Source organism: Ruegeria sp. CDSA141, from assembly GCF_059612005.1.
On sequence record NZ_JBXWPT010000001.1, the window covers coordinates 516984 to 529446 of the forward strand.

12 protein-coding genes and 1 pseudogene are annotated in these 12463 nt (G+C 57.7%); 5 read left to right on the plus strand and 8 right to left on the minus strand.

What is annotated here, in order from left to right:
* Positions 1 to 14: 14 nt before the first annotated feature.
* Both AC2FLP_RS02585 and AC2FLP_RS02590 read left to right on the plus strand, forming a co-directional pair.
* Positions 15 to 1217 (plus strand): RSP_2647 family RNA methyltransferase, encoded by a 1203-nt coding sequence (locus AC2FLP_RS02585; protein WP_496680933.1) that lies wholly within the window; start codon positions 15 to 17, stop codon positions 1215 to 1217.
* Complete coding sequence (locus AC2FLP_RS02590) at positions 1214 to 1756, plus strand: RSP_2648 family PIN domain-containing protein (protein WP_299893907.1); 543 nt, start codon at positions 1214 to 1216, stop codon at positions 1754 to 1756. The genes AC2FLP_RS02585 and AC2FLP_RS02590 overlap by 4 nt, the downstream gene beginning before the upstream one ends.
* 70 nt (positions 1757 to 1826) lie before the next feature.
* Here the strand turns inward: AC2FLP_RS02590 and AC2FLP_RS02595 are convergent, their stop codons facing one another.
* The gene (locus AC2FLP_RS02595) at positions 1827 to 2513 is read right to left on the minus strand and encodes a M48 family metallopeptidase (RefSeq protein WP_496680931.1); all 687 of its coding nucleotides are present in this window, start codon (positions 2511 to 2513) and stop codon (positions 1827 to 1829) included.
* A gap of 181 nt (positions 2514 to 2694) precedes the next feature.
* On the opposite strand from AC2FLP_RS02595, the gene AC2FLP_RS02600 reads away from it, so the two are divergent.
* Positions 2695 to 4179 carry an inorganic phosphate transporter gene (locus tag AC2FLP_RS02600; RefSeq protein WP_299893903.1) on the plus strand — a complete coding sequence of 495 codons (1485 nt, stop codon included), beginning with the start codon at positions 2695 to 2697 and terminating at the stop codon, positions 4177 to 4179.
* A 44-nt stretch (positions 4180 to 4223) separates the two neighbouring features.
* On the opposite strand, the pseudogene AC2FLP_RS02605 reads toward AC2FLP_RS02600, so the two are convergent.
* The 7 genes and pseudogenes from AC2FLP_RS02605 to AC2FLP_RS02635 all read right to left on the minus strand — a co-directional run.
* Positions 4224 to 4367: pseudogene (locus AC2FLP_RS02605) on the minus strand (VWA domain-containing protein); the annotation flags it as partial.
* A 38-nt stretch (positions 4368 to 4405) separates the two neighbouring features.
* Positions 4406 to 6136 (minus strand): hypothetical protein, encoded by a 1731-nt coding sequence (locus AC2FLP_RS02610; RefSeq protein ID WP_496680928.1) that lies wholly within the window; start codon positions 6134 to 6136, stop codon positions 4406 to 4408.
* A gap of 164 nt (positions 6137 to 6300) precedes the next feature.
* Entirely contained in the window at positions 6301 to 7485 is a 1185-nt protein-coding gene (locus AC2FLP_RS02615; RefSeq protein ID WP_299893900.1) for a vWA domain-containing protein, read from the minus strand.
* Positions 7486 to 7489: 4 nt separating this feature from the next.
* On the minus strand, positions 7490 to 7660 hold the full coding sequence (locus tag AC2FLP_RS02620) for a hypothetical protein (protein ID WP_162896717.1): 171 nt from the start codon (positions 7658 to 7660) through the stop codon (positions 7490 to 7492).
* A gap of 7 nt (positions 7661 to 7667) precedes the next feature.
* A complete protein-coding gene (locus tag AC2FLP_RS02625; protein WP_496680925.1) occupies positions 7668 to 9035 on the minus strand; it encodes a DUF2927 domain-containing protein in 1368 nt (455 codons plus the stop codon).
* Positions 9032 to 9421 carry a GNAT family N-acetyltransferase gene (locus AC2FLP_RS02630; protein WP_371415303.1) on the minus strand — a complete coding sequence of 130 codons (390 nt, stop codon included), beginning with the start codon at positions 9419 to 9421 and terminating at the stop codon, positions 9032 to 9034. The genes AC2FLP_RS02625 and AC2FLP_RS02630 overlap by 4 nt, the downstream gene beginning before the upstream one ends.
* A gap of 169 nt (positions 9422 to 9590) precedes the next feature.
* Positions 9591 to 10436, minus strand: coding sequence for an AAA family ATPase (locus tag AC2FLP_RS02635; protein ID WP_496680923.1), 846 nt, complete (start codon positions 10434 to 10436; stop codon positions 9591 to 9593).
* 382 nt (positions 10437 to 10818) lie between these two features.
* Here AC2FLP_RS02635 and dksA point away from each other — a divergent pair, with 382 nt between their 5' ends.
* Both dksA and AC2FLP_RS02645 read left to right on the plus strand, forming a co-directional pair.
* Positions 10819 to 11241: an RNA polymerase-binding protein DksA gene (dksA, locus tag AC2FLP_RS02640; RefSeq protein ID WP_117872703.1), complete on the plus strand. Its 423-nt coding sequence runs from the start codon at positions 10819 to 10821 to the stop codon at positions 11239 to 11241.
* A gap of 73 nt (positions 11242 to 11314) precedes the next feature.
* Positions 11315 to 12460, plus strand: coding sequence for an FAD-dependent monooxygenase (locus tag AC2FLP_RS02645; protein ID WP_496680920.1), 1146 nt, complete (start codon positions 11315 to 11317; stop codon positions 12458 to 12460).
* Positions 12461 to 12463 lie beyond the last annotated feature (3 nt).

Here is a 12463-nt window from a genome sequence, read left to right on the forward strand (position 1 = left end):
ACTATGAGGGCGCCATGACCCAATCTGCCGACCGCCCCCGTATCCGCCTGAAACCCAAAGCCAATGCGCGCGGCCTGCGCCATGGCTTCCCGTGGGTCTACGCCAATGACATTGTCACCGACCGCCGCACCCGCAAGATTTCAGCGGGCGCCTTGGCCGTACTCGAAGACGACAAACGCGCGCCCATCGCGCTGGTGGCAGTCAACCCCGAGTCCAAGATCATGTGCCGGGTGCTGGATCGCGACATCGACGCTCAACTTGACGCAGCGTGGTTCGAAACCCGTTTGCAGCGTGCCCTTGAGATGCGCGAAGGTCTGTTTGACGCCCCGTATTACCGCCTGATCCATGCCGAAGCGGATGGCTTTCCCGGCGTGATCATCGATCGCTTTGGTGATGCCTGCGTCATCCAGCCCAACGCGGCCTGGGCCGAGGCGCATCTGGACCAGCTGATCGATGCTCTGGTCAAGGTTACAGGCGTGACCACGGTGCTGAAAAACGCCTCTGGCCGCACGCGCGGGCTGGAAGGGCTGGACGACGTCAATCAAACTTTGCGCGGAACCGCGCCTGATGCGCCCCTGCCGGTGCCGATGAATGGCGCCACCTACATGGCGGATCTGACAGGCGGTCAGAAAACCGGGCTGTTTTATGACCAGCGCCCCAACCACGCCTTTGCCGCACGCCTGGTTCATGCCGATGCGCAGGTATTGGACGTTTTCAGCCATGTGGGCGGCTTCGGTCTGGCGATGCTTGCAGGCGGTGCGGGGCAGGCATTGTCCGTTGATGGCTCAGCCGCCGCGCTCGACCTGGCGAAAAAAGGGGCCAAAGCGTCGAACCTTGCTGATAAGTTACAGACCCGACAAGGCGACGCGTTCGACGTGCTGGCCCAGTTGGGCGAAGAAGGTGCGCAATTTGACGTGGTGGTCTGCGATCCACCCGCCTTTGCGCCTTCCAAGCAGGCGCTGGATGCGGGTCTGCGCGCGTATGAACGTATCGCAAGACTGGCGGCACCTCTGGTCAAACCCGGTGGTTACCTGGGCCTGTGTTCGTGTTCGCACGCCGCTGATCTAGGCCGTTTTCGTGATGCGTCCTCTCGTGGGATTGGCCGCGCCGGGCGCCAAGCCCAACTGATCCACACCGGCTTTGCAGGCCCCGATCACCCGCAATTGCCGCAACTGGCGGAAAGCGGCTATCTCAAAGCGGTGTTCTATCGCCTATGAAAGCCGTGCTCGACACCTGCGTCATCTATCCCACCGTGATGCGCGAGATGCTCTTGGGCGCTGCCCGCCTGGGCCATTTCACTCCGATCTGGTCCGCGCGCATCCTCGAAGAATGGGCCCGCGCCGCGCGCAAGCTTGGACCAACGGGCGAGGTGCAAGCCCGGGCCGAAATCGCGCTGACACAAGCCGGCTGGCCCAAGGCCGAGCGGACTGCGAATGAAGGCCTGCACGACCGTCTTTGGCTGCCGGATGCCGCCGATATCCACGTGCTGGCGACGGCGATCGTCGCGTCCGCCGATATGATCGTCACGGTGAACGCCAAGGATTTTCCCAAAGACATATTGGCGGAAGAAGGCCTGGTCCGCAGAGATCCCGACAGCCTGCTGCATGGTTTCTGGCAAGCTGATCCAAAGGGTATGAACACGCTCGCGGCTCAGGTCCTTGCCGAGGCCAGCCGCCTCTCAGGTGATCAATGGACCCTGCGGGCACTGATGAAAAAAGCCCGGCTGCCACGTCTGGGCAAAGCCCTGAGTGCCTGAGCGGGACTCAGCTTCATCTGGCTGAAAATATCCCGGAGAGCGCGAGAGGCTGGCCTCTCGCTGCGCGGCCTCAGCCACGCGCCCAACGCTGCTCAAGTTTCTCAAGCGCTGCAATTCGTTCGTCTGTTTTCGGATGGCTCATTAACCAGGCCGGCACAACACCCGCCCGTTGCTGCGTCAGGTCTTCCAGCTTGTGAAAAAGTGACTTCTGAGGTCCGATCCCGATGCCGGCCTTGGTCAGCAAAGCCGCGGCATATTCATCCGCCTCATACTCATCCCCTCGCGACAGGCGCGAGGCCAAAAGGGCAGTCAGCGCATTGGCGATCATCGCACCGATGAATGGGATGAAACGGTTCAACACCAGTATCAAAGCGGTCCGCATTGCGTTCTGGCCCGAGAAATCAATCATTCGCCGCCGCGCATGACCCAGGGCGACGTGACCCAGCTCATGTGCGATCACGCTGGCCATCTCCTCGGCAGAAACTTCTCCGTTGCGGAATTTTCGGTAAAACCCGCGCGTGATGAAAATTCGACCATCCGGAGCAGCCAGCCCATTCACCGGATCGATCTCATAGATGTAAACCGGCACCCGATCGATGCCCAAAGCTGCCGCCAGCCGGTCCGTCATTCGTTTCAGCGCCGGATCGGCCAGTTCGGTCGACTTTGCGTCCAACTCACGATGCGTGCGCCAGACGGAAATCCGGTACATCACGATGGCGTAGCCAATTGCAAGAAGGATCGGGGTCAATCGGAGCATGTTAAAGATATGGTCCGAACATTGGCATTGCGCAAGTCACACCTGCGGGATGTTTGTCGCGACCCGCATGTTCGGGCGACGAAATCGGCGCAACTTTCGCTAAGTTGTGATTTCCTGATATGAACTATTGATTAATGCATCGATCCCACTTAACCCACGGGGCGCTATCGATGGGGGACCCATGACCGACAAGAACCATGAAGCGCGTCACCTGGAAACGCTCGACCGGGACCTGCGTCGCTTTTCACGCCTAGAATTGGCGACCGCTCAGGCTGGGCGACCCTTTGTGGGATCAGGTATCGCCATTGCATTCATTGTCATCGCGGGTCTCGTGGCTGCTTTCCTGTTCGGTCAGGGCAGCAACACGCTTGTCGTCGTGATCGCGGCGATGTTCGGGGCCTATATGGCGCTGAATATCGGCGCCAACGACGTCGCCAACAATATGGGACCTGCCGTGGGGGCGAATGCGCTTACCATGGGCGGAGCCATCGTGATTGCCGTTATTTTTGAAAGTGCCGGAGCGCTCATCGCCGGGGGCGATGTCGTATCGACCATTGCCAAAGGGATCATCGCGCCGGAAAGCATGGGAACGGCGGATGTATTCATATGGGCGATGATGGCGGCGCTGCTTTCCTCTGCGCTTTGGGTCAATCTGGCGACTTGGATTGGCGCGCCGGTTTCCACCACGCATTCGGTCGTGGGCGGTGTCATGGGGGCAGGGATTGCCGCTGCCGGGTTCGGGGCCGTAAGCTGGGGCACCATGAGCAAAATCGCAGCCAGTTGGGTAATCTCGCCAGTTCTGGGGGGCCTGGTCGCAGCTGGCTTCTTGTGGTTCATCAAGGCCAGGATCATCTATCAGGAAGACAAGATCGCCGCGGCCCGCAAGTGGGTGCCGATGCTGGTTGGGATCATGGCGGGCGCGTTTGCATCTTACCTGGCACTCAAGGGCCTCAAGAAAATCATCAAAATTGATCTCGCGTCGGCGTTGCTGATCGGTGCGGTCTGTGGCGGGCTGATCTGGGCCGTGATGATCCCGATTATCCGCCGCCAGTCTGAGGGACTTGAGAACCGCAACAAATCGCTGAAAATTCTGTTTGGAATTCCACTGATCGTTTCAGCCGCGTTGCTGAGCTTTGCGCATGGCGCAAATGACGTTGCCAACGCGGTGGGGCCGTTGGCCGCGATTGTGCAGGCTTCTGCCTCTGGCGATTTTACTCAGGCGGTCAGCATCCCGTTTTGGGTTATGATCATTGGTGCATTCGGCATTTCGTTCGGCCTGTTCCTGTTCGGCCCGAAACTGATCCGGATGGTTGGCAGCCAGATCACCAAGCTCAACCCGATGCGGGCCTATTGCGTCGCGCTTTCGGCTGCAATCACGGTGATCGTCGCAAGCTGGCTGGGTCTGCCTGTCAGCTCGACACATATCGCGGTTGGTGCAGTGTTCGGGGTCGGATTCTTTCGTGAATGGGATGCAGAGCGAAGGCTGAAACGGGCCAGCCTGACTGTTCCCGAGCGCCCCCGTCTCGCACCGGAGGAGCGCCGTCGCCGTAAACTGGTTCGCCGGTCCCATTTCCTGACCATCATTGCTGCGTGGGTTATCACGGTTCCCGCCGCAGCGATGCTGGCGGCGGTACTGTTTCTTGGGATTCAGGCAATTTCCGGATAAATTCAGGGGCAGACCTCAACAGGTCAGCTCCTTCATACCCTGTTCCAGACCAGCCCGGCCTCTGCATTCCAATGCTCATTTGCGCCGCCGGGGTAGGCGGTCTTATAGCAGCTTATCGAGATGTCGCCGACGAAGATGCACATGTAGTCCGGGCCGCAGGTTCGCAGGGCTTCATGTGTCGGGTTTTGTTGGCCACTTCAAAAAGCACCAGAAACCGCTGATGCTGCTACTGTTTTCCGGGCGCAGGAAGCTCCAGATTTTCATGTAGGTCAGCCAAAGTTTCAGCCGTAAGTGTGGACCCTTTGGACGCATCAAAAAACGCGTGCTCAGCTTCTTTTTGCGCCACCAGGCTGTCCGTTCTCAAATCTCTGACATCGGCACGGAGTTCGCCTTGTGCCTCCTCAAAGGTCTGTGCGTCTTGCAGTTCGCTTTCCAATGCATCGAGTTTGTCATTGTAGCTTGGGTCTCCGGGATCAAGCGCAGCAATATCATCGGCGATCTGGTCACTGCTCCGGCCGTCATAGCTTTCGTTCAGATCCCGTAAGCCCCTCCGTGCATCGTGTAACTGATCACGCAGGTCGTAATACTCCGCTGCGGCAGCCTGATAAGTGGCGATCTTTCCGACATTGCTATTTGCGGCAGCGTTCAGGAAGGCCGGGGTGGCCGCTTTCGACGCGTTCAGATTGCGCAGCTTGCTCGAACCATTGGGATCGGTGATCGCGGCTGCCAGCGGGTCCTTGTATCGGTGCTTCTTGCCGTCATGGTGCAACGCGTCGTAGCGAAGGCGGAAATTGGTATCCTTGGAGCGGTATTGAAGAGTCTCTGAATACTGGTGATAGGTCGGATCGTAAGGCACTGGTTGTACAGTCACTTCGTCTTTCGGGTGGCTCTTTGGTTGCGGAAGCCCAAGATTGTCATGATAATCGCCCAACGCGTCCTTTGTCAGAGAGCGCCCCTTAGAGGCGTCAAAGAAAGCGTCTTCTGCTTCTTCCAGGGCATCCTTTGTCTGGTGCCCAAGATCTTTCAGATCGGCGCGCAAACCGTCGCGGGTTTCTTCATATGTTTCAGCGTCCCGTAGTTCGGATTCCAATGCTTCACGTTTGCTGTCGTATTCCGGATCCGACGGATCAAGCGCTGCAATGTCATCGGCAATCTGTTCACTGCTTCGCCCGTCGTACCTTTCGTTCAGATCCCGCAAGTCGCGTCGTGTATCATAGAGCTGTCCGCGCAGGTCGTAATACTCCGCTGCAGCGGCCTGATAAGCGGCGATCTTTCCTACATTGCTGTTGGCCGCAGCGTTCCGAAATGCCGGGGAGGCCGCTTTCGACGCGTTCAGATTGCGCAGTTTATCCGAGCCATTAGGATCGGTGATCGCGGCTGCCAGCGGGTCACGGTGGCGGTGTTTCTTGCGGCCATCCAAACCAGGAGTGCCGTCATGCCGGGCTACCGGGCGTAACGAGCGTTCGATCGGTTTGACCGAAACAGTCTTGTATGTACGAGTTTTCTTTGCAGGTTTATTGCCGGACTTCTTCGCTGGCTGTTTCCCGAAAAGCTGTTGGACATCCTTCTTGAACTCTCGTCCAAATTCACCAACCGAGACACGCCGGACTTTTTGGTTTCCGCCGGTGCCTGTATTAGACTTTTTTGCTTTTGCAGCGTGTTGCTTTTTGGATCCGGCGCTTTTCTGCGAAGCTGACGCTTTGCCCTTGGAGTTGTTTTTTCCACCACCGTTGGCCTGGGAGCCCTTTGAGGAATTCCCTTTTCCATTGGATCCATTGGATCCATTGCTCTTGCCATTGTCGGCTTTTCCGGAATTCCCTTTGCCATTTCCATTGTCGTTCTTTGCGAAAGCTGCATCCGGCGCGAGCGCAAAAGTCGCTGCTGCTGCGACTGCAACACTCAGTGATGTGGCGGTTGCCACAGACGCAAGAAGATTTCGCAAATTGTGGCTGGCCATCTCTCCCCCCCAGCTTTAACGCGCTTGCACCTTATCACGAGATGGGAATTCGACGAGTCTTATGAAGCCTTTTGTGTGCTATTTGTAAACATTGTGTGGGGGGTATTTGAGGTGTTTGTTTTTGTTTTGGACACAACCGGGCGAAGCTTGAAGCCTTAACTTGGCTACCGAGTCAGTTCCCTCATGCCCTGTTCCAGACCGGCCAGAGTCATTGGCACCATGCGATCTTCAAAGATTTCACGGATCATGCCGATGGAATGGGTGTATTCCCAGTACTTCTCGGGCACAGGGTTGATCCACAGGTTCGATGCCCATTGATCCCGCGCGCGTTGCAGCCAGACCTGACCTGCCTCTGCGTTCCAATGCTCGTTTGCGCCGCCGGGATAGGCGATCTCATAGGGGCTCATCGAGGCGTCGCCGACGAAGATGCACTTATAGTCACTGCCATAGGTGCGAAGAACCTCGTGGGTCGGGGTCTGCTGATCCCACCGGCGGCGGTTGTCGCGCCAGACACCTTCATAGAGGCAATTGTGGAAGTAGTAGTATTCGAGATGCTTGAACTCGGTTCGCGCGGCTGAGAACAATTCCTCGACCACCTTGATATGCGGGTCCATTGATCCGCCGACATCCAGAAACAGCAGTACCTTGACTGCGTTGTGGCGTTCGGGGCGGGTTTTGACATCCAGATAGCCATGTTCGGCGGTGGCGCGTATGGTGCCATCCAGATCCAGTTCCTCGGCAGCGCCTTCGCGCGCCCAGCGGCGCAGGCGTTTCAAAGCAACTTTGATGTTGCGCGTGCCCAGTTCAACCGTGTCGTCCAGATTCCTGAATTCCCGTTTGTCCCAGACTTTGACCGCGCGCTGGTGGCGGCTTTCCTTCTGACCGATGCGGACCCCTTCGGGGTTGTATCCATAGGCCCCGAACGGAGAAGTTCCGGCTGTGCCGATCCACTTGTTTCCGCCCTGATGACGGCCTTGTTGTTCCTTGAGGCGCTCGCGCAGTGTTTCCATCAGCTTGTCGAACCCGCCAAGCGCTTCGATCTCGGCTTTTTCTTCATCCGACAGGTGTTTTTCGGCCAGTTTGGCCAACCAATCACCGGGGATATCGACGGCTTCCAGAACCTGATCGAAACTGATTTCGTTCAGCCCTTCGAAACTGGCGGCAAAGGCGCGGTCGAACTTGTCGATGTTGCGTTCGTCCTTCACCATCGAAACGCGGGCGAGATAGTAGAACGCCTCGACATCATAGGTGGCAAGACCCTTTTTCATGCCTTCCAGAAAAGTCAGATACTCCCGAAGCGATACCGGGATGCCAGCTTTGCGAAGGTTTTCGAAAAAGGGCAGGAACATCGCGTCAGGCCACCAAACGCACCAGAACCAGCGAGATCACCAGACCCACCAGCGCAAAGGCAATGCCGTACCCGGCGGCATATTGCGCCATATCGGCCCGGTTGCCGCTGCGCTTTTTCGCGGTCAGGGCGCCCAAGGTTGCACCCAATGCCGCCATTCCCAGAACTACCAACATATGTGTGTCATCCGTCTTTCGTGCTATCGGCGTTTCTTCGGCCACCATCCTGCGACAACGACTGGGCCACCAGATCCGAACCAAACCCGTACCGCGCCCATCCCAGGCTGTCCAGCCTGACGGCGCGTGCCTTCTGGATCTGTCCCGCCTGTCTCAGTGCCTCTGATTTCAGCAACAACAATGTGGCCAGCAAAGAGGCATTTTCAGCTCGGGTCATGACATCGATGGCCCTGTCCAGTTCAGGCAGAACACTGGGCCCCTTATCCTGTGCCAGCGCAAACGCTGCGGTTTGAGTCGTTACATAGGCCTGATGCACGTCTGTTCCGGGCGTGGCCTTCAGGAACTGTTGCGCAATCTGAAACTGGCGCTGGGCTTCGTTGGGGTCTCGGAATTGTTCCATCCTGCCCATCAGATAATGGGGATAGGCGCGGCGGTGATCTGTCCAACCCTGTTGCTGACCGATCCGTGCCGCTTTTCGCGCTGCGCGCATCTGTCTGGGCGAACCCGACCCGGGCCCCAGTGATTTCTGAATCGCGTCAATCCACTCGCGTGGCGTATCCGTGAAGGGTTGAACGGCCACTCTGTCCCCTCGCGGGTTCAGCTTGCCAAGAACTCCTGGAATGACAGCGGCGACCTGATCTCGGGTCATGCCGGTGCGCAGTTCCGGTGCATAAGCAGCCCGCAGGATCAGCATGTCGAATCCGGTCAGAACAGTATGAATGTTGTCGTCGTTGAACACCGAATCCGGCAGATGGTAGAGGTCGTTCAGCGGACCAAGGGCCTGTGCCAGTTCTTCATGCAGACAATCACGTATTTCCTGCGGACTGACGTCGTATGGGATGAAAATCCCAAGCCGCTCGCGTTTTCGAAGCTCGGTCCAACTGCTTTTGATCTTTCGACGGTCACGTCGATACTCTTCAAGGCTGGACGAGTTGGGGACCACAAAACACGCCGCGTTGGGCAGAATGCGCAGAATGTCTTTCTGGCTGACGGCTTCGATGGTGATATTGGCCTGACCCTCGTTGACCTGCCGGATATTGATCCCGGCCTCGCGCCGTAGGCGATTGAGCAACCGGGTCAGGTCCTGCTGCATGCTTGCGGTCGGTGATCCGGTCAGACGGACTGTGACCGGGGTCTCAAATCGCGTGAAAACGGGCAGGGCGGCCCCGCTTTCCAGCTCGAAATGCAAGGACAAGAAGTCAGAGGCGATGTTTTTGTTGGACCGAGCGGGCGGCGAGGGATGCGCAGTCGAAAAAGATTTGGCAGGCGGCAAAGTCGCTTCGATGGACTGGACCTGACCGGGAAGCTCGATTGTTTCAACCGTCGCGCAGCCAGAAACAACCAGTGCCAGAAAAAGGGCACTCAATCGCTTCATGAGCGGGCGTACTTGATGAACGGTGTCAGTGTTCCGATGCGATCATACAATTGCCGCGCAGTATGGTTGAACTCCTGGGTCAGCCAATAAACCGATGGCGCGCCCTGACGATCGGCCTCATCATAGACTGCTTGGATCAAGGCCCGCCCAACGCCGGAACCCCTTGCCTCGGGTCGTGCGAACAGGTCCTGCAGGTAGCAGACTTTTTCCACCTTCCAGGCATGACGATGAAACAGGTAATGTGTCAGTCCGACCAGAGCGCCATTCTGCTCGGCAACGAAACAGGAAAAATCCTGCGGGTCGTCGCCCAGCAGTCTGCAAAAGGTTGTTTCGTATATGTCATCGGGCAGGGCCGTTTCGTAAAATGCCAGATAATCCCGCCACATGTCGGCCCATTGGCTTTTGTCCTCGGCACGCAGGGTGCGGATTGTCAGTGCGTTAGCCAAGCGATACATCCAGTTCTGTGGGGGCGAAGCTCTGTCTCGCCAGATAGGCCGATGCTGACATTCGGGTCGTCCCAAGGCAAGCCATGATCACCGTCCCTTTACCTGCCGGCTATCGCTTGCCGCGTGCCAAGAAGGCCAGACGTTCGAACAAATGCACATCCTGTTCATTCTTCAGCAACGCACCGTGCAGTTTCGGCAGCGCGTCGGTACCGCCACGCTTGAGGTCTTCGGCACTCAGGTCTTCGGCCAGCAGCAGTTTCAGCCAGTCCAGCACCTCGGATGTCGATGGCTTTTTCTTCAGCCCCTGCGTGTCGCGGATTTCATAGAACTGGGTCAGGGCCGTGGTCAGCAGCGCCTCCTTGATGCCAGGATGATGTACTTCGACGATTCGACGCATCGTAGCCTCATCCGGAAAGCGGATGTAGTGAAAGAAACAGCGGCGCAGGAACGCGTCCGGCAATTCTTTTTCATTGTTCGAGGTGATGATAACGATAGGGCGGTTCTTGGCCCGGATCGTTGCCCCTGTCTCGTAAACATGGAACTCCATCTTGTCGAGTTCCTGCAGAAGGTCGTTGGGAAACTCGATATCCGCCTTGTCGATCTCATCGATCAGCAGAACAACCTTTTCATCGGCCTTGAAGGCCTGCCACAGCTTGCCTTTGCGGATGTAGTTCGACACGTCATGAACACGTTCCTCACCCAGCTGGCTGTCCCGCAAACGGCTGACCGCATCATATTCATACAGGCCCTGCTGCGCGCGGGTGGTGGATTTCACGTTCCACTCAATCATCCTCAGCCCCAGCGCGCCGGCCACCTGTTTGGCAAGCTCTGTCTTGCCAGTGCCGGGTTCGCCCTTGACCAGCAATGGACGCTCGAGTGTGACGGCGGCGTTCACGGCAATTGTCAGATCGTCAGTGGCGACATATTCGGCTGTACCTTGAAAGCGTGCTGTCATGGGCCTCTCGTATGGTTTTTCGTGATCCGTGGGCTGGTTGTGTTTTCCGGGTTACAGACGGCCAACGATTTTGACAACCCGCGTCCATGCGTCGGTTGAGGCGATTTTAGTAAGAACTCCAAGCCCTTTTGGTTGATTCGCGTGCGGGAATGTGTCCTGCTGATTAACGCCTGCCTCAAAAAGGCCCGCTAAATTTCATAGAAAAATAGGGTTTTGTTGTTGTTTGTCTCATATTTAGACAAAACAGCGCTTGGGCGTGCTGAAGCAAAGTTTGTGTAGTGACAATCCCACGCTCGTCGGCTAAATGCTGCGCAGAAGGGGGTGCCAAATGTCAGGTGAAACAACCGCGACCGACGTTTCTGGCCATACCGAGGGAGCAAATATGAAACAGGAAGTTTTTCTGCCGGAGGATTACCGCCCGGCCGAAGATGAACCTTTCATGAATGACCGTCAGCTTGAGTATTTCCGCCGCAAGCTGTTGGATTGGAAGAATGAACTTTTGGCGGGCAGCCGCGACACGATCGAAGGGCTGCAGGACAACACCCGAAACATCCCGGATGTCGCAGACCGAGCGAGCGAGGAAACAGATCGCGCTTTGGAACTGCGGACACGCGATCGTCAACGCAAGCTGGTCGCCAAAATCGACGCAGCCCTGCGTCGGATCGAAGAAAGTGAATACGGGTATTGCGAAAAGACCGGCGATCCAATTTCGCTGAAACGTCTTGATGCACGTCCGATTGCAACCATGACGCTTGAGGCGCAAGAGCGCCACGAGCGCCGCGAAAAAGTCCACCGCGACGATTGATCGCCGGGTGCAACTTGAGAATTTCGAACGCTGGGGCCTGTGGCTCTGGCGTTTTTGCGTTAAGCGGTAGGGCATGAAGATCAATCGGTTGAATTTCTGCGTTATTGGCGGTGGCATCGGTGGCTTGGCGTCTTCGTTGGCGCTGCGGCAACACGGGGCGCAGGTCACCCTGCTGGAGCAAGCCCTGGCACTGACCGAGGTCGGCGCAGGTCTGCAGATCAGTGAAAACGGGATGTGTGTGTTGCGCGCGCTTGGGGTGGCGGATCTGTCTGTCGGTCAGAAATCCCATGGTACGATCGTCCGTGATTACCGCAAAGGGCGCGTTGTCAGCCGACTGCCTGGACCGTCGGCTGGTCCGACCAATTATTTTCACCGTGCCGACTTGTTGAATCTGCTGCATTCTGCGGCCCGCAAGGCCGGTGTGGATGTCCGCCTGGGCGCCAAAGTTTCCAACGTGCAAAAACACTCCAACGAAGCTGAAATCCTGTTGGCGAGCGGCGAGCGGCTGCGCGCCGAATGTGTCATTGCCGCCGACGGTGGTCGAAGCGCGATTCGCCCGGCCCTGAACGGGCCCGAAACTCCCGCGTTTACGCACCAGGTCGCCTGGCGCGCAACCATTCCCTGGCGACCAGATTCAGACGTGGTGGCGGCATCCCTGACCATGGGGCCGGGTCGGCATGTCGTGACCTATCCTTTGCGCGATCAATGCATGATGAACATCGTTGCGGTCGAGGAGCGCTCGGATTGGCGGGAAGAGGGATGGAAGCTAAGGGGTGATCCGGACGAATTGCGCGCACGTTTTTCAGGATTCGGCGATCCGGTACGTGAGATTCTGTCAAAGGTCTCCGATGTGAATCTGTGGGCTTTGTTCCTGCGCCCGGTCGCAAAAAAATGGCAGAACGGTCGTCTGGCATTGCTGGGGGACGCGGCGCATCCGACCTTGCCGTTCATGGCGCAAGGCGCTTGCCTGGCGCTGGAAGATGCCTGGACGCTTGCGCGATCATTCGACGAGCACCCGGGTGTCACCAGCGCGCTTGCAGCCTACGAGAAAACGCGCCGACCAAGGGCAGAAAGCGTGGTTGCCGCTGCCGGGTCGAACGCACGCAATTTCCACCTTTCAGGCCCCGCCCGTTTGGCGGCCCAATGTGCGCTTATGGCAATCGGGGGGAAATTGTCGCGCCGTTACGAATGGATATACAGCTACGACGTCACGGCCTGAAAC

Excerpts from the sequence above, each read along its gene's own strand:
- AC2FLP_RS02600 (WP_299893903.1), top strand. The coding sequence starts at position 2,695 with ATGACCGACAAGAACCATGAAGCGCGTCACCTGGAAACGCTCGACCGG.
- dksA (WP_117872703.1), top strand. The coding sequence starts at position 10,819 with ATGAAACAGGAAGTTTTTCTGCCGGAGGATTACCGCCCGGCCGAAGAT.
- AC2FLP_RS02620 (WP_162896717.1), bottom strand. The coding sequence starts at position 7,660 with ATGTTGGTAGTTCTGGGAATGGCGGCATTGGGTGCAACCTTGGGCGCC.
- AC2FLP_RS02590 (WP_299893907.1), top strand. The coding sequence starts at position 1,214 with ATGAAAGCCGTGCTCGACACCTGCGTCATCTATCCCACCGTGATGCGC.
- AC2FLP_RS02610 (WP_496680928.1), bottom strand. The coding sequence starts at position 6,136 with ATGGCCAGCCACAATTTGCGAAATCTTCTTGCGTCTGTGGCAACCGCC.
- AC2FLP_RS02585 (WP_496680933.1), top strand. The coding sequence starts at position 15 with ATGACCCAATCTGCCGACCGCCCCCGTATCCGCCTGAAACCCAAAGCC.
- AC2FLP_RS02645 (WP_496680920.1), top strand. The coding sequence starts at position 11,315 with ATGAAGATCAATCGGTTGAATTTCTGCGTTATTGGCGGTGGCATCGGT.
- AC2FLP_RS02615 (WP_299893900.1), bottom strand. The coding sequence starts at position 7,485 with ATGTTCCTGCCCTTTTTCGAAAACCTTCGCAAAGCTGGCATCCCGGTA.
- AC2FLP_RS02625 (WP_496680925.1), bottom strand. The coding sequence starts at position 9,035 with ATGAAGCGATTGAGTGCCCTTTTTCTGGCACTGGTTGTTTCTGGCTGC.
- AC2FLP_RS02595 (WP_496680931.1), bottom strand. The coding sequence starts at position 2,513 with ATGCTCCGATTGACCCCGATCCTTCTTGCAATTGGCTACGCCATCGTG.
- AC2FLP_RS02635 (WP_496680923.1), bottom strand. The coding sequence starts at position 10,436 with ATGACAGCACGCTTTCAAGGTACAGCCGAATATGTCGCCACTGACGAT.
- AC2FLP_RS02630 (WP_371415303.1), bottom strand. The coding sequence starts at position 9,421 with ATGTGGCGGGATTATCTGGCATTTTACGAAACGGCCCTGCCCGATGAC.